This window comes from Acidovorax sp. FG42 (assembly GCF_057809195.1).
Genome location: NZ_JBMDJM010000002.1, coordinates 360,442 through 375,694 on the forward strand (window position 1 = coordinate 360,442; position 15,253 = coordinate 375,694).

General features: G+C 67.8%; 11 protein-coding genes. 7 read left to right on the top strand and 4 right to left on the bottom strand.

Annotated elements, in window-relative coordinates; genetic code table 11:
* Positions 1–228 precede the first annotated feature (228 nt).
* Positions 229–2,286 carry a DNA primase gene (gene dnaG, locus ACODSM_RS04245; RefSeq protein WP_444825962.1) on the bottom strand — a complete coding sequence of 686 codons (2,058 nt, stop codon included), beginning with the start codon at positions 2,284–2,286 and terminating at the stop codon, positions 229–231.
* Positions 2,287–2,344: 58 nt separating this feature from the next.
* On the opposite strand from dnaG, the gene ACODSM_RS04250 reads away from it, so the two are divergent.
* The 3 genes from ACODSM_RS04250 to ACODSM_RS04260 all read left to right on the top strand — a co-directional run bounded on the left by ACODSM_RS04250 (position 2,345) and on the right by ACODSM_RS04260 (position 6,881).
* Positions 2,345–3,451: an ABC transporter substrate-binding protein gene (locus tag ACODSM_RS04250; RefSeq protein ID WP_488804419.1), complete on the top strand. Its 1,107-nt coding sequence runs from the start codon at positions 2,345–2,347 to the stop codon at positions 3,449–3,451.
* 13 nt (positions 3,452–3,464) lie between these two features.
* Positions 3,465–5,132, top strand: a complete 1,668-nt coding sequence (locus tag ACODSM_RS04255) for a diguanylate cyclase domain-containing protein (protein WP_488804420.1) — start codon at positions 3,465–3,467, stop codon at positions 5,130–5,132.
* A gap of 102 nt (positions 5,133–5,234) precedes the next feature.
* Complete coding sequence (locus ACODSM_RS04260; protein WP_488804421.1) at positions 5,235–6,881, top strand: acyl-CoA synthetase; 1,647 nt, start codon at positions 5,235–5,237, stop codon at positions 6,879–6,881.
* A gap of 166 nt (positions 6,882–7,047) precedes the next feature.
* Here the strand turns inward: ACODSM_RS04260 and ACODSM_RS04265 are convergent, their stop codons facing one another.
* Positions 7,048–7,941: an AraC family transcriptional regulator gene (locus tag ACODSM_RS04265; protein ID WP_488804422.1), complete on the bottom strand. Its 894-nt coding sequence runs from the start codon at positions 7,939–7,941 to the stop codon at positions 7,048–7,050.
* Between the two features lie 151 nt (positions 7,942–8,092).
* Between ACODSM_RS04265 and ACODSM_RS04270 the strand changes: the two genes are divergently transcribed.
* The 4 genes from ACODSM_RS04270 to ACODSM_RS04285 all read left to right on the top strand — a co-directional run bounded on the left by ACODSM_RS04270 (position 8,093) and on the right by ACODSM_RS04285 (position 12,457).
* On the top strand, positions 8,093–8,638 hold the full coding sequence (locus ACODSM_RS04270) for a carboxymuconolactone decarboxylase family protein (RefSeq protein WP_422849635.1): 546 nt from the start codon (positions 8,093–8,095) through the stop codon (positions 8,636–8,638).
* A 221-nt stretch (positions 8,639–8,859) separates the two neighbouring features.
* On the top strand, positions 8,860–9,489 hold the full coding sequence (locus tag ACODSM_RS04275; RefSeq protein WP_488804423.1) for a pyridoxamine 5'-phosphate oxidase family protein: 630 nt from the start codon (positions 8,860–8,862) through the stop codon (positions 9,487–9,489).
* A 183-nt stretch (positions 9,490–9,672) separates the two neighbouring features.
* Entirely contained in the window at positions 9,673–10,428 is a 756-nt protein-coding gene (locus ACODSM_RS04280; RefSeq protein ID WP_056743307.1) for a sulfite exporter TauE/SafE family protein, read from the top strand.
* A 79-nt stretch (positions 10,429–10,507) separates the two neighbouring features.
* A complete protein-coding gene (locus tag ACODSM_RS04285) occupies positions 10,508–12,457 on the top strand; it encodes a bifunctional diguanylate cyclase/phosphodiesterase (RefSeq protein ID WP_488804424.1) in 1,950 nt (649 codons plus the stop codon).
* 146 nt (positions 12,458–12,603) lie between these two features.
* Here the strand turns inward: ACODSM_RS04285 and ACODSM_RS04290 are convergent, their stop codons facing one another.
* Both ACODSM_RS04290 and ACODSM_RS04295 read right to left on the bottom strand, forming a co-directional pair.
* Complete coding sequence (locus tag ACODSM_RS04290; protein ID WP_488804425.1) at positions 12,604–13,245, bottom strand: hypothetical protein; 642 nt, start codon at positions 13,243–13,245, stop codon at positions 12,604–12,606.
* Between the two features lie 51 nt (positions 13,246–13,296).
* Complete coding sequence (locus tag ACODSM_RS04295; protein WP_488804426.1) at positions 13,297–15,144, bottom strand: gamma-glutamyltransferase family protein; 1,848 nt, start codon at positions 15,142–15,144, stop codon at positions 13,297–13,299.
* Between the last annotated feature and the right edge of the window lie 109 nt (positions 15,145–15,253).

Here is a 15,253-nt window from a genome sequence, read left to right on the forward strand (position 1 = left end):
GCAAGCGCCTCAGATCCCGGCGCGGGTGGCAACGCAAAGCAACAGGGGCTTTGCGCTTGAGGGGGAGCCCTCAGCGGCAAGATGTCTGGGCGATCATTTGGTGTGCAGTCCTTGCGATAAGTGGGCCCATCAGCGCATAGGTGCGCGTTTGTCACGGTGGCCCGGCTCGGAGGTGCTGCTGTCGCTCTTGCCAATAACTAACCTTATATTATACCGCCCGCACCCGATTCAAGTGGTTTTTGGCGCTATTTGCTCCAGCTCCTTGCGCTTTTCGGCCAGCGCCCGGTAGCGCTCCAGGGCCGACGGGTCTTGGGCCACCTGCAGCACCAGCACTTTTTGCTGCTCCTTGATGTCTTCGATCTGCATGCGCGTGAGCAGATCGCGCAGCTCCAGCCGCAATTCGTGCAGTTCGCCCTCGGTCTGCGCATGCGAGCCGGTCATCACCTTGACGGCCAGCTCTTCGCACTCGTGGTCGCGCAGGCTCTCGCGCAGCACGGCCCACGCCAGGGGGCCATGTTCGTGGAACTGCGCCTCCAGCCACGCAAACAGTGGCCCATGGGGCGCTGGTTGGGCCGCCAGTGTGGTGTGGTCGTCGTGCGTCAGCTCTTCCAGAAACGCCATGTGCGACAGCAGCAGCCGCGCCGCGTGGTCCGCCCGGCCCATGGCCGGCGTGCGGGGCAAACGGGGCTGGGGCGGCCAGGGAGCGTCCTTGTCGCGCTTTTTCCAGCCTCCGCCGCTTTTCCAGTCGCCTCCCTTGCGGAACGGAGGCTTGCCGCCGCTGCCATAGCCATTTTGGCCTCCGTAGCCTCCCTGGTTGCCGTAACTGCCGTAGCCGGGGTCGTAGGCCGTGCCTGTCGACTCGCTGTGGGGTTGCCAGCCATCGGTGTCGGGCGGGGCATCCCAACTGGGGGCGTCATCAGGGGCGGTACGGGGCGGGTGGCGCTGCGGGGGGGCATGGTGTGCAGCGCGCAGGCCGTCGCGGGCGGCGGCCTGGCCCCACAGGTCGGACAGGTCGCGGGCATTGAGCTGGGTCAGCTCGGCCAGCTCGCCCAGCAGCTGGCGCTTGAGCACGCCGTCGGGCAGCGCCGTCCACAGCGGGCGTGCATTGCTGGCCATGTGCGCGCGGCCTTCGGCGGTGGCCAGGTCGCAGCCCTCGCTGGCCGACTCGACCAGGAAGCGGCTCAGCGGCATGGCGTCACTCACGTGGCGCGCAAAGGCGTCGGTGCCATGGTCGCGGATGAAGCTGTCCGGGTCGTGCTCTGCGGGCAGGAACAGAAACTTGATGCTGCGCGTGTCGGTAGCGTGGGGCAGGGCGCCGTCCAGGGCCTTGCGCGCAGCGCGCCGCCCGGCGTTGTCGCCGTCAAAGCTGAACACCACCGCGTCGGTAAACCGCAGCAGCTTTTGCACATGCTCTGGCGTGCACGCCGTGCCCAGTGTGGCCACCGCGTTCGGAAAACCCAGCTGCGCCAGGGCCACCACGTCCATATAGCCCTCGGTGACCAGCGCGTAGCCCGCCTCGCGGATGGGCGTGCGGGCCTCGAACAGCCCGTACAGCTCGCGCCCCTTGTGGAACACCGGGGTTTCGGGGGAGTTGAGGTACTTGGGCTTGTCGTCGCCCAGCACCCGGCCGCCAAAGCCGATGTATTCACCTTTGACGTTGCGGATGGGGAACATCACCCGGTCGCGGAACCGGTCATAGCGCTTGCCACCGTCTTCGTCGTTGACGATGACCAGGCCGCTTTCCTCCAGCAGCGGGTCGTCGTAGCTTGGGAACACGCTGGCCAGGCTGCGCCAGCCCTCGGGTGCGTAGCCCAGGCCGTAGCGCTTGGCCACCGCGCCCGAAACACCCCGGCCCTTGAAATACCCAATGGCGCGCTGCGACTCGCGCAGGTGGCGGCGGTAGGCGTCGGCGGCTTTCTCCAGCACCTCGTTCAGCGTGGCTTGTTTCTGTCGCGCGGCGGCGGCGCGTTCCTTTTCCTGCGGGGAGATGTCGTCATCGGGCACCTGCAGGCCCACGCTCTGGGCCAGGTCCTGGACGGCCTCGACAAACCCCATGCCCGCGTGGTCCATCAGAAAGCTGATGGCATTGCCGTTCTTGCCGCAGCCAAAGCAGTGATAGAACTGCTTGGCGGGGCTGACGCTGAAAGACGGCGACTTTTCCCCGTGAAATGGGCACAGTCCCATGAAGTTGGCGCCGCCTTTTTTCAGCTGGACGTAGCGCCCCACGATGTCCACCACGTCCACACGGGTGAGCAGTTCCTGAATGAAAGACTGAGGGATCGTCACGCGCCCTATTGTCCGCGTAAACTCTTTGTAACCAGTTATTGCTGGAAAGGCATTTGGCATGGGGTTCGCGGCAAGGGGGCGGGCGTGGTGGGGCAGGGCGCTGCACAGGTGGTGCGCCAGCCTGCCCGCCTGTCTGCTGGCCCTGGTGGGGCTCACGCTGCTACTGCCGGGGGCTGCGCGGGCCGAGGCGGTGCTGCGGGTGCTGGCCTGGCCGGGCTATGCCGATCCGGACTTTGTGGCGGTGTTCGAGAAGCGCCATGGGGTCAAGGTCGAGATCACCACCGTGGCGTCGGACGATGTCTTGCGCGCCAAGATGGAGAGCGCCGAGGGGCCGGGGTTTGACCTGGTAGCTGCCAACACGGCAGAAATTGCGCGGCTGATCCTGCATGACAAGCTGGCACCGTTGCCGCTCGGCAACATCCGCAACACTGCGGGGCAGCTGCCCCGGTTTCGCCAGCTGCACACCATCTCGGGCATTGGCTGGCGGGGCGAGGTTTACGCCATGCCCTTCACCTACTCTGAAATGGGGCTGGTGTACGACCGCCAGCAGTTCAGCACGCCCCCGCAGTCGATTGCCGTGCTGTGGGACCCGCGCTGGCAGGGCAAGGTGCTGGCGTTTGACGGCAGCAGCCACGGTTTTTCGCTCGCGGCCATGCGACGGGGCCTGCCGCCGTTTCGCATCGACCCCGACCGCTTCAGCCCCCTGGCCAAAGACCTGGTCGCACTGCGGCGCAACGTGCGGTCGTTCTACAGCCTGCCGGAGGAGTCGGTGGAGCTGTTTCGCAAGCACAAGGTGGCGGTGATGCATGCCAACTACGGCCAGCAGCAGCTCAAGCAACTGCGCGATGCAGGGCTGGATGTGGGCTACGTGGTGCCCAAGGAGGGCGCGCTGGCCTGGCTGGACTGTTGGGCCATCACCCGCCGCTCCACCCAGGTCGCGCTGGCTGCCGAGTGGATCAATTACATGCTCGACCCGGCCGTGAGTCGTGAATTCACCCGGCGCCAGGGCCTGGCCAACACCCTGGACGAACCGCCGGCGCTGGCGGGCGATGTGCCCGGGGGGACCATGGGACCCATCGTGTGGCTGGAGCCGGTGGAAGACGAGGCCCTGCGCGCCCGTCTGTGGCAGCGCATCGTGTCGGGCGACCGACCCAACCGGTTCTGATCGGTCCTGACCCATGGCCCGTATGAAATGGAGCATCGCGCTGAGGCTAGGAGCCCTGCTGGCCTCGTTCAGCGTGTTCGCAGCCATTCTGGCGGGCTACTACACCTTCGACTCGAGCCGCGAGCGTCTGCAGGGGCGGGCCGAGCGCTCGCTGCTGGCCACCACGCAGGTGCTGGCGCGCCACATGCAGGCGGGCTTTGGCACGGTGGCGCGCGACACGGCCTTTCTGGCCGACGCCGCTGCCGTCGAACAAGACCAGGGACGGCTGGCCGACCTGTTCAAGGCCAACCTGCAGGCCCATCCCGCCTATTTGCAGATCCGCTTCATCAGCGCCAGCGACTACGGGCTGGAGCTGGTGCGCATCGACCGCCAGGGCGACAAGCTGGTGCGCGTGCCCGATGACCAGCTGCAGGAGAAGTCGCACTTTCCGTTCGTTTTCGAGGCCCTCAGCCTGCCCGATGGGGAGGTTTATGTGTCCGAGTTCGGCATCAACCATGAAGACGCCGCGCAGGAGGCGGCCGTGCCCGTGTTCAACATGGCGTCGCCCGTGGTGCAGGGGGGGCAGCTGCGGGGCGTGGTGGTGGTGCGTGTGGCGGCGGCGCCGTTCTTGCACAACTTCAATGCCGCGCTGCCCACCCCCTACGGGTTTTATCTGAGCAACCGCTGGGGCGACTTTTTAGTGCACCCGGACGCCACGCAGACCTTCGGCTTTGACCGGGGGCAGCGCATCCTGATCCAGGAGTCGTTCCCGCAGGTGGCCGCGCTGGTCGATGGCCGTGCCGAAGAGGCGGTGCTGAGCCAGCCAGGCACCGACGACGAAGAGGCGCGTGTGTTCGCCTTTGTGCGCATGCCCTTTGGCAATGCGGACGAGGGGCGCTTCATGGTCGTGGGGCTCTCGCAGCCGCTGGCCGTGGTGCAGGGCGAGGTGCTGGACCTGGGGCGCAGCATCCTCAAGATCCTGCTGGTGCTCAGCGTGGTGGGCGTGGCCCTGGCGGCGGGGGTGTCGCGCCTGGTGACCCAGCCGCTGCAGGCCATGGTGAAGGCGGCGCAGGCGTTTTCGCGCGGGGAGTCTCACGGCGCGCTGCCGGTGCATCGGGGCGACGAGGTGGGCGAGCTGGCCCGCAGCTTCCAGGACATGGAGCGGCAGATCAGCCGCCAGCTGGCCGAGCTGAACCTGAGCCGCGACGCCATGGCCCACCTGGCGCACCACGACGCGCTCACCGGCCTGCCCAACCGCCGCATGTTCGAGCAGCGCCTGGGCCAGGTGCTGGAGCTGTCGCGCCGCAGCGGCCGCAGCTGCGCCCTGCTGTTTGTGGACCTGGACGACTTCAAGGCCATCAACGACACGCGCGGGCACGCCGTGGGCGACCTGGTGTTGCAGGCCGTGGCCCGCACCATCGTCGGCGCTGTGCGGCAGGTGGACACCGTCGCCCGACTGGCCGGGGACGAGTTCACGGTGCTGTGTGAAAACGTGGATTCCGATGAGGCCGCGCTGCAGATCGTGACCAAGCTGCAGCATGCGTTCGAGCCGCCGCTGGACATCGACGGCGAGCCGCTGGCCGTGCGCGCCAGCATCGGCCTGAGCCTGTTTCCCCGCGATGCGCAGGATGCGCGCACACTCATGGCCAGTGCTGACGCGGCCATGTACCGCATCAAGCAAGACCACAAGCGCAGGTTGTGAGACTGCGCGCTGCGGCCCACCTTGTCCACGCGCCGGCCCGTGTTGCTTTCGTGTCAGCCTGCGGCGCTAGGCTGTGTGTCGTTCACCTTCTTGCACTGACCCATGACCTCCATCTTTGACCAGCACCTGCCCCGCAACGAAGCCAACTTTGCCGCCCTGTCGCCCCTGTCGTTCATCGAACGCACGGCCGAGGTCTACCCCGACCGCCTGGCCATCGTGCACGGCGAGCTGCGCCAGACCTGGGCCCAGACCTACGCGCGCTGCCGCCAGCTGGCCAGCGCACTGACCCAGGCGGGCATCGGCAAGAACGACACCGTGGCCGTGATGCTGCCCAACACGCCCCCGATGGTGGAGGCGCACTTTGGCGTGCCCATGGCAGGCGCCGTGCTCAACACCCTCAACACCCGGCTGGACCCGGAAGCCATTGCCTTCATGCTGGACCACGGCGAGGCCAAGGCCGTGATCGTGGACCCGGAGTTCAGCGGCACCATGGCCAAGGCGCTGGCCCTGCGCACTGCCACCACGCCCTTGCGCGTGATCGAGGTGCAGGACGCCCTCTACGGCTCCGCCGTACAAAGCCTGGGCGGCACTGACTACGAAGCCTTTGTGGCCAGTGGCGACGCCACCTTTGCCTGGAGCCTGCCTGCCGACGAGTGGGATGCGATTGCGCTCAACTACACCAGCGGCACCACTGGCAACCCCAAGGGCGTGGTCTACCACCACCGGGGCGCCGCCACCAATGCCATCAGCAACGTGCTGGAGTGGGACATGCCCAAGCACGCGGTGTACCTGTGGACGCTGCCCATGTTCCACTGCAACGGCTGGTGCTTTCCGTGGACCATTGCGGCGCGTGCGGGTGTCAACGTGTGCCTGCGCCGCGTGGACGCGCAGGCCATCTTCGACGCCATCCGCAACCATGGCGTCACGCACTACTGCGGCGCGCCCATCGTGCACGGGCTGCTGGTGAATGCGCCCGACGCCATGAAGGCGGGTGTGCCCGCTGGCGTCAAGGCCATGGTGGCGGGCGCTGCGCCACCGGCGTCGATGATCGAAGGCATGGAAAAAATGGGCTTTGACCTGACCCATGTGTACGGCCTGACCGAGGTGTACGGCCCGGCCACCGTGTGTGCCAAGCACGAGGCCTGGGACCAACTCGACATCGGCGAGCGCGCCCGCCTCAACGCCCGCCAGGGCGTGCGCTACCACCTGGAGCGCGACGTGCGCGTGCTGGACCCAGAGACGATGCAACCCGTGCCACAGGACGGCGAAACCATGGGCGAGATCATGTTCAAGGGCAACATCGCCATGAAGGGCTACCTCAAGAACCCCAAGGCCACCGACGAAGCCTTTGCGGGCGGCTGGTTCCACAGCGGCGACCTGGCGGTGCAGTACCCCGACGGCTACATCAAGATCAAGGACCGCAGCAAGGACATCATCATCTCGGGCGGCGAGAACATCTCGTCCATCGAGGTCGAAGACGTGCTCTACCGCCACCCCGACGTGCTGGCCGCTGCCGTGGTGGCCAAGCCCGATCCCAAGTGGGGCGAGACGCCCTGCGCGTTTGTAGAGCTGAAGGCCGGCGCGCAGACCACGCCCGAAGACATCGTGGCGCACTGCAAGAAGCACCTGGCGGGCTTCAAGGTGCCGCGCGCCGTGGTGTTTGGCGAGCTGCCAAAGACCAGCACCGGCAAGATCCAGAAGTTCGAGTTGCGCAAGCAGGCCGGGTCGGCAGCGGCCATCAACGTCTGAGAGGCGCGAGGCTCCTTTCAGGAAGAGACCGCGTGCAGTGGGTTATCAAAATGCTATTTAATTGATAGCTGGTGGCGCATATTCCACTAGCGCATCCACCGCTTTTGGTTTGAAGACCAGTGCCAGGGGCTCCTGGGCGACCCGGCGGCGCTGCCAGGGATGCGTGTCAACGTCCTTCGTCCACCGCCTCGCGCCAGTCCCGCGCTGACATCCCCAGCTTTTGCGCAAACACGCGCGACAGCGCTGAGGGGTTGGCATAGCCCAGTTCGTGGGCGATGGACTTGAGCGACCGGCCCGCGCGCAGGTGGGCCTGCGCCAGTGTCAGCCGCCAGTGCGCCAGGTAGTCGGCGGGGGTGTCCCCCACCACGGCCTTGAAGCGGGCGGCAAACGCGCTGCGCGACATGGCCGCCTGCTGGGCCATCTGCGCCAGGCTCCACGGCTCGCCGGGCGCCTCGTGCAGGGCCGTGAGGGTGCGCGAGAGTTGCGGGTCGGCCAGGCCCGTCAGCAGGCCCGGCGGCATCTGCGCCTGCTGCGGGTGGTCCAGCAGCCAGCGCAGCAACTGCAGCAGCACTACTTCAAACAGCCGGTCGGCCAGCACGCGGTGGCCGCAGCGCAGGCGGTCGGTTTCGACAAACAGCAAGTCCAGCGACTGCTGCAGCCCGTCCACCGCGCCCAGCGGCAGCACCACCAGCGAGGGCAGGGCGCGGGCCAGCGGGTGGCTGGCGCCGCCGTCAAAGTCCAGTGCGGCGCAGGTGAAGTCTGAGCCCTCGGTGGGCGCGTTGTGAAAGAAGTGCTCCAGCGGCCGGGCATAGAACAACAGGCTGGGCTCGCACACCTGAAGCCGTTCGGGCGGGCCCGCCTGGGGCTGGTGCGTCACCACCATCTCGCCCCGGCGCAGCACATGCAAAAAGCCCCGGCCCGGCGCCGCCGCAAAGTGCGTCACACCACACAGCGGCCCGTTGTGGAACAGGTGCGCCCGCACCCGAAACCGCTCCAGCAGCGGCGACAACCGGTCGAGCGGGGTGGAGGCCTGCGCAGGTGTGGTGATGGGTGTTGGCATGGTTTTGGATGATTTGGTATGAATTTTGGATTTTAGGTGCCAAATGGTACGAGCTGACACTGGACACTGCAGGGGTGCCGAGAACAGGCACAAGTTCTCAATCACCTTCATGACCTTCAAGGAACACACCATGTCCGCTACTTCTTCCTCCATCGCCCGCGTCCCCCTCGTTGACCGTACCGCCGCCACCGGCACTGTGCGCGCCGTGCTCGACCAGGTCCACGGTGCCTTTGGCGCCACGCCCAACATGTTCCGCGCCGTGGCCAATTCGCCCGCCGCGCTGCAAAGCATGTGGGGCGCGTTTGGTGCGCTGGGCGGGGGCGTGATCGGCGCCGCCCTGGGTGAGCAGATCGCCGTGGCCGTGGCCAACCGCAATGCCTGCGACTACTGCCTGGCCGCCCACACGGCCCTCGGCCGCAAGGCGGGCGTGAGTGGCGAGGCCCTGGCCGCCGCGCAGGCGGGCGAATCGGCCGACCCGCGCACTGCCGCCGTGCTGCGCTTTGTGCTGCAACTGGTCAACGAACGTGGCCAGGTTGATGCGGCCGATGTGCAGGCTCTGCGCGACCAGGGCGTGAACGACGAGCAGATCGTCGAGATCGTGGCTCACGTGGCGCTCAACCTGTTCACCAACTATGTCAATGTGGCACTGGGCGTGCCGGTGGATTTCCCCGGCGTCAAGCTGCGCCCGGCCCGTTAAAGGGCGTAGCGGCGCGTGTCTGGCCCGTAGGCCGGATGCGCGCCGCTTCTGGTGCCGCTGCTCGCTCGGTCCTGCGGCGGCGCAATCGCAGTCAGTTATGCGCGACGACGATGCGTGCGTTTTCTGCACGCATCACCGGCGGCAAAGTCGTTTGTCAGCCCCGGCAGGCCTGCTGCACCATGGCCGCTCCCTTGCCACCCCACCCGAAGGAAGCCGCCCCCATGAACCCCGCCCACGACGAGCACGCCATCGACACCCTGCCACGCCTGGAGGCGCTGCTGGGCCCGCTGAGCGATGCCTCCATCCACAAAGAGCTGCCGTATGTGCACCCTGCCTACCGCGCCATGATCGCGGCATCGCCCTTTGCCGTGCTGGCCACCACCGGCCCTGGGGGGCTGGACGCCTCGCCGCGCGGCGACCCGGCCGGCTTTGTGCAACTGCTGGACGACAAGACCCTGCTGCTGCCCGAGCGCCGTGGCAACAACCGCGCCGACAGCCTGCGCAACATCGTTGCCGACCCGCGCGTGGCGCTGCTGTTCCTCATCCCCGGCGTGGGCGAGACGCTGCGCGTCAACGGCCACGCGCGCATCAGCGTCGCGCCCGACCTGCTGGCGCGTTTCGTGGTCAACGGCCAGCCGCCAAAGTGTGTGATCGTGGTGGATGTGCAGGCGGTGTACTTCCAGTGCGCTCGCGCCATCCAGCGCTCGCGCCTGTGGCATGCCGTGCCGCCCGGCACCCCGCGCCCCGTGCCCACCCCGGGCGCCATCCTCGCGTCCATCACACAGGGCGCATTTGACGGCGCTGCCTACGACCGCGAACTGCCTGCGCGCCAGCAGGCCACGCTGTATTGAACCGGCACCGCGATCCGTCGCCACAGCGTTGCCCCTGCCGCCAGCGCACACAATGGCGGCTGGGTGCGCAGGGCTTGCGCTTCATGGGCTCACCGGCTGAACGCGCAGATGCGTGAGGAGCGTGGAGCTCCGTGGGGCGTGAAGCCCACTCACGCGCACGTTCACACCAAGTGAGGGGGAGACATGGATTCCGTGCTGTTGATCGTGGCTCTGGGCGCAGTGGCCGCCGGGTTTGTGCAGGGGCTGTCGGGTTTTGGTTTTGGCATGGTCGCCATGTCGTTCTGGGCCTGGACGCTGGAGCCCCGCCTGGCCGCGCTGCTGGCGGTGTGCGGCGCGCTCACCGGCCAGCTGGTGGCGGCGGCCACGGTACGCCGGGGGTTTGACCGGGTGCGCCTGCTGCCCTTTGTGCTGGGTGGCCTGGTGGGCATCCCCATTGGCGTGGCCGTATTGCCCCGGCTGGACATGGACGCGTTCAAGGTCATCCTGGGCACGCTGCTGGTGCTGTGGTGCCCGGCGATGCTGATGGCCAAGCAGTTGCCCCGCATCACGCGCGGCGGGCGCGTGGCCGACGCGCTGGTGGGCATGGCGGGCGGCGTGATGGGCGGCCTGGGCGGCTTCACCGGCGTGCTGCCCACCCTGTGGTGCACCTTGCGCGGTCTGGACAAGGACGTGCAGCGCGCCATCATCCAGAACTTCAACCTGGCCATGCTGCTGGTGACCTTCATCACCTACCTGGCCACCGGTCTGGTCACCCGCGAGGCGCTGCCGCTGCTGGCCATTGTGGTGCCCGCCATGCTGGTGCCCGTGCTGCTGGGAGCGCGGCTGTACCACGGTATCAGCGACGCGCGGTTCCGGCAGATCGTGCTGGGCATGTTGACCCTGTCGGGCGTGGCGATGCTGGTGGCCAGCCTGCCCAAGGTGCTGGCGCGGCTCGCGTAGGGTTCCATTTGCGTGGGCCGCGGCTGGTGGCCATCCTGTTGTCGACTTGCCGCACATGCCCCGTTACATTGGGAGGGGCATGCACCAGAAAGATGACACCACGCGGCCACCGGACGCGGACGACCGTCTTGAGGCCGGGGCCCCGCGTCGCCGCTATCGCCTTGTCACGCCGCTGAGCCTGGCGATTGCGCTGGGCTGCATCGTTGCCGTGGCGGGCTTGTGGCTGGTCACGCTGCAGCGTGTGGCGTTCGAGCGCGAGCAGGCCGTGGCCTCCGCCATGCAGTCCAATGCCAACCTGGCCATCGCCTTCGAGCAGCAGGTGTTCCGCACCCTCAAGGCGGCCGAGCAGGTCGCCGCCTTTGTGCGCGAGCAGTACCTGCAGCAGGGCACCGACATCGACCTGCGCGACTGGGTGGAGCGGGGCGTGATCCGCGAGCCCATGTTCACCATCATCAGCGTGGTGAACGAGCAGGGCGACATCGTCAGCAGCAGCCAGGAGACCGGGGCCGTCAACTACAGCGACCGCGCCTTTTTCAAGGCGCTGCGTGCCAGCGATCGCGATGACCTGTTTGTGAGCGAGCCTGTGCTGGGCCGTGTGTCGGGGCAGTGGCGCATTCCGATGGCGCTGCGCATCGTGAGCGAGGGAGGCCGCTTTGGTGGTGTGGTGGTGATGTCGGTGGACCCGACGAACTTCACCGACTTTTACCGCCAGGCCGACCTGGGTGCACAGGGGCTGCTGGAGCTGACAGGGCTGGACGGCGTGGTGCGCGGCCGCAAGGCCGGGGGCAAGATCAGCTTTGGCGGCGATGCGCGGGGCCTGCCCTGGTTTCAGCTCCGCGCGCAAGACCCTGAAGGCGAACTGATCGATGAGAACGGCGCGGTGGACGGTGTGCCGCGCATCCTCAGCTACCGCAGCATGGCGGGCTACCCGTTGATGGTGACGGTGGGGTCGACCTCCGATGAGGTGCTGGCGCCTGTGATGCAGCGGCGCGTTGACTACCTCGCCCTGGCGGCGGGGGCCAGTGTGGCGCTGCTGTGTTTTGGCGCGCTGCTCATTGTGGTGCTGGCACGCCAGCGGGCCGTGGCCGATGCATTGGCGTCGAGCGAAGGCTTGTTCCGCGCCACCTTCCACCAGGCGGCCACCGGCATCGCCCACATCACGCCCGAAGGCCGCATCCTGCGTGCCAACGACAAGTTCTGCCGCATGCTGGGCTATTCGCTGGAGGAGCTGCGCCAGCGCGACCTGTTTGCGCTGAGCGACGAGGGCGAGCGTGAAGCCCTGCGCCGCTTTCTGGCGCGGCGCCTGGTGGCGCACTCGCCCGTGTTCTCCCCTGAGATGGAAAAGGCCTACCGGCGCAAGGACGGCGGCCTGTTGTGGGTGTACGAAGCGCTGGGCCTCGTCAAGGACGCCCAGGGTCACCCGGACTTTCTGGTGGTGGTGACGCAGGACATCAGCGCGCGCAAGGAGCTGGAGATGCGCCTGTCGCACGATGTGCTGCACGACGCGCTCACGGGCCTGTCCAACCGCGTGATGTTCCATGACCGCCTGGCGCGTGTGCTCGAAACGGCCCGGCGCCACGGGCGGCACGCTGCTGTGCTCTATGTGGACCTGGACGGGTTCAAGTCCGTCAACGACCAGTGGGGCCATGCAGCGGGCGACCTGTTGCTGCAGCAGGTCGCCCGGCGGCTGGAAGACTGCGTGCGCGCCGAGGACACCGTGGCGCGCCTGGGTGGGGACGAGTTCGGCATCGTGCTGGCCACCATCGAGCGTGCAGACCACTGCGAGGTCGTGGCGGGCAAGGTGCTGTTGGCGATGGAGCAGCCTTTTGTGCTGGAGGGGGCTGTTGCCCACATCTCGGCCAGTGTGGGCGCGGCGCTGTACCCGCGCCACGGCGCTGACGCCGATGCGCTGCTGGCCCAGGCCGATGCAGCGATGTATGCGGCCAAGCAGGCGGGCAAGAACCGCTTCAACATCGACACCGCATTGAGCCCGCTGGCTGATGGGGGTGTTGCAGGTCCGCCGGGCTGACTAAGGCCTGGTGGTGATTCGCAGCAGATGCTGGTGCTATTTATTTGGGAGCTATTGGCGCTTTATTCATATGCGCTAGCAGCCTTTTCCACTCAGATCACGACGTCGGAAGCGTAACGCTGGGCGCGTGATGGCCCGGCCGCACATCACAGCTCGCTGGCGTCCTTGCCCTCGCTCTGCTTGATCACCCACCGCACCGTGGCGCGCGGTGCGGGCACGCGCTGGGCGTACACCTCCAACCCTCCGTGGGTCCACGCGGCATAGCTGCCGCTGGGGTCGTTGGCGGCAGTCTCCGGCCCGTAGGTGCTGCGGCCAAACGCGAGCAGGGCGCCAAATGCGGCCGCGCCGCCATCGGCCTGGTCACTGGCATCAGCGACGAATTCGACCCGCCGCAGCTCCCGCCCGCTGAAGAAGAAGGTTTGCGCACCGGACAATCCGGCAATCACCACAGGCTCCAGCCGCCAGAGGCCCGCCAGCCCTCCGGCCAGGCGCTGCGGGCGCAGCACGCGGGCCGCGCCGGGTACCGCGTCGCGCAGGGCGTCCGCGCCCATGCCCAGTTCAACGCCTGCGGGCAGCGGTTGTAGCTGGGCCGGTGTGGGCGATGGGATCGGCGCGGCCATGGCCAGTGTGGTGGGCCACTGTGCGGGGTGCTGTGCAGCAGTCGCACGCACCTGGGCCTGGGCGGGCGCCATGCCCAGGGCGCAGGCAAGGGTTGCGCCCTGGACGCTGCGCCACAGGTGCCGGTACATGGTCAGCGGTAGCGCGGGGATGAATCGGTAGAGGTTCATGGTGAGGATTTTCGCTGGCGCGCGTGCAGGCCAGCGTTGCAGCGCAGGCGCTCAGTCGCCCATCACCACGCCCTCGCGGCGCGGGTCGGCACCGCCCATCCACAGCTTCTTGCCATGTGCCTGCCCGCGTGTGATGGCTTGCAGGCCGCTGGTCATGTTCATCTCACGCACTTCGGCGCCCCGTGCGCGCAGGGCTTCGACGGTGGCGGGCGGGAAGCGTTTTTCTTCCAGCAGCGTGGGGCCGTTCATCGAGCCGAAGTTGGGCAGGTTGATGGCTTGCTGGGGCATCAGACCCCAGTTGAAGACGCCATACAGCGTCTTGGCCGTGTAGTGGATGATGGCCGCGCCGCCGGGGCTGCCGCCGCTCATCAGCAGCTCGCCCGTGGCTTTGTCGAACACCAGCGTGGGCGACATGGACGAGCGCGGGCGCTTGCCAGGTTGCACACGGTTGGCAATGGGCTGGCCTTGGGCGTCGGTGGGGGCAAAGCTGAAGTCGGTGAGTTCGTTGTTGAGCAGGAAGCCTTTCACCATTTGCCGTGCGCCGAACTGGTCTTCGATGGTCGTGGTCATGGCCACCGCGTTGCCAAAGGCATCGACGATGCTGATGTGGCTGGTGCCGTATTCGGGTTGGTCGGGCATGGGCGCAAAGCCCGTCTTGACAGCGCCGGGGTTGCCGGGCTGGGCGACCTTCATGCTCTGCGTGCCGATGAGCTTGGCGCGGTCGGCCAGGTAGGCGGGCGCGAGCAAGCTGGTCCAGCTGCCGGCGGGGGGCTGCACAAAGTCGGGGTCGGCCACGTACTGGGCGCGGTCGGCAAAGGCCAGGCGGGCGGCTTCGGTGTACAGGTGCAGCCAGTCTGCGCTGGGCAGGCCGTCTTGCAGGGGCTTGGCGGCGGCGTCGGTGTTCTTCAGGATGCCCAGGATCTGCCCGATGGCGATGGCCCCGGAGCTGGGGGGCGGAAAGCCGCACACACGGTAGTCCTTGCTGGCCACTTGGTAGTCGTGGCACAGCGCATCGCGCTTCTTGGGCTGGTAGCCGGCCAGGTCGGCCAGGCTGAGCTTGCCGGGGTTGGTGGGGTGCTTTTGCACCTTGTCCACGATGGCCTGGGCGATCTCGCCTTCGTGCAGGGCCTTGCTGCCTTCGGCGGCGATGCGGCGCAGCACGGCGGCTAGCTCGGGGTTGCGCAGGTTCACGCCCACATCGCGTGCGTCGCCATCGGCCTTGTAGAAGTAGGCGGCGGCCACCGGGTCCTTCTTGAGGTGGGCGTCGGCCTTGACCAGGGTGTGGAGCCGCACGCTGACCTTGAAGCCGCCTTCGGCCAGCGTGATGGCGGGCTGGAACAGCGTGGCCCAGGGCAGCTTGCCGTGCTGCTTGTGCGCCATCTCCAGCATGCGCACGGTGCCGGGCACGCCCACCGAGCGGCCGCCCACCACGCCGTCGTAGAACGGCACGGGCTTGCCGTCGGCGCCCAGGAAGAGTTTTTCATCGGCGGCCGCGGGCGCGGTCTCGCGGCCGTCGTAGGCCTCTACCACCTTGCCGTTGCTGTGCAGCAAAAAGGCGCCGCCACCGATGCCGCTGGACTGGGGCTCCACCAGCGTCAGCACCATCTGCACGGCAATGGCCGCGTCGACGGCCGAGCCACCGGCCTTGAGGATCTGGTAGCCCGCGTCGGTGGCCAGCGGGTTGGCCGCGGCCACGGCGAACTTCTCGGTGGCCCAGCCCGGTTTTTCGGTGTAGCCGGACGAGCCCTCGGGCTGGGCGGGCACGGTGTAGGCGAACTGGGAGGGAGCGCTGGCGCAGCCCGCCAGGGCCACCAGGGTGGCAAGGGCCGCAGGGGCCAGCAGGTTGTGACTGAACGGGCGGCGCAGGGGCGGCGTGGCAGGCAGGGCAGTGGGGGACATGCGGGTCTCCTGTAGGTGCAAGCAGCGAAGCGGCCATGGTAAGGGGCCTTGCTGCAGCCTGCGAGGGCGTGCCAGGGGCTGCTGGAGGGGTTTGCGCAGCGATTGAAGG

What these genes read in the sequence shown, in the direction of transcription:
- ACODSM_RS04255 (WP_488804420.1), top strand. Translation starts at nt 3,465, where the DNA reads ATGGCCCGTATGAAATGGAGCATCGCGCTGAGGCTAGGAGCCCTGCTG.
- ACODSM_RS04275 (WP_488804423.1), top strand. Translation starts at nt 8,860, where the DNA reads ATGAACCCCGCCCACGACGAGCACGCCATCGACACCCTGCCACGCCTG.
- ACODSM_RS04295 (WP_488804426.1), bottom strand. Translation starts at nt 15,144, where the DNA reads ATGTCCCCCACTGCCCTGCCTGCCACGCCGCCCCTGCGCCGCCCGTTC.
- ACODSM_RS04280 (WP_056743307.1), top strand. Translation starts at nt 9,673, where the DNA reads ATGGATTCCGTGCTGTTGATCGTGGCTCTGGGCGCAGTGGCCGCCGGG.
- ACODSM_RS04265 (WP_488804422.1), bottom strand. Translation starts at nt 7,941, where the DNA reads ATGCCAACACCCATCACCACACCTGCGCAGGCCTCCACCCCGCTCGAC.
- ACODSM_RS04285 (WP_488804424.1), top strand. Translation starts at nt 10,508, where the DNA reads ATGCACCAGAAAGATGACACCACGCGGCCACCGGACGCGGACGACCGT.
- ACODSM_RS04260 (WP_488804421.1), top strand. Translation starts at nt 5,235, where the DNA reads ATGACCTCCATCTTTGACCAGCACCTGCCCCGCAACGAAGCCAACTTT.
- ACODSM_RS04250 (WP_488804419.1), top strand. Translation starts at nt 2,345, where the DNA reads ATGGGGTTCGCGGCAAGGGGGCGGGCGTGGTGGGGCAGGGCGCTGCAC.
- ACODSM_RS04290 (WP_488804425.1), bottom strand. Translation starts at nt 13,245, where the DNA reads ATGAACCTCTACCGATTCATCCCCGCGCTACCGCTGACCATGTACCGG.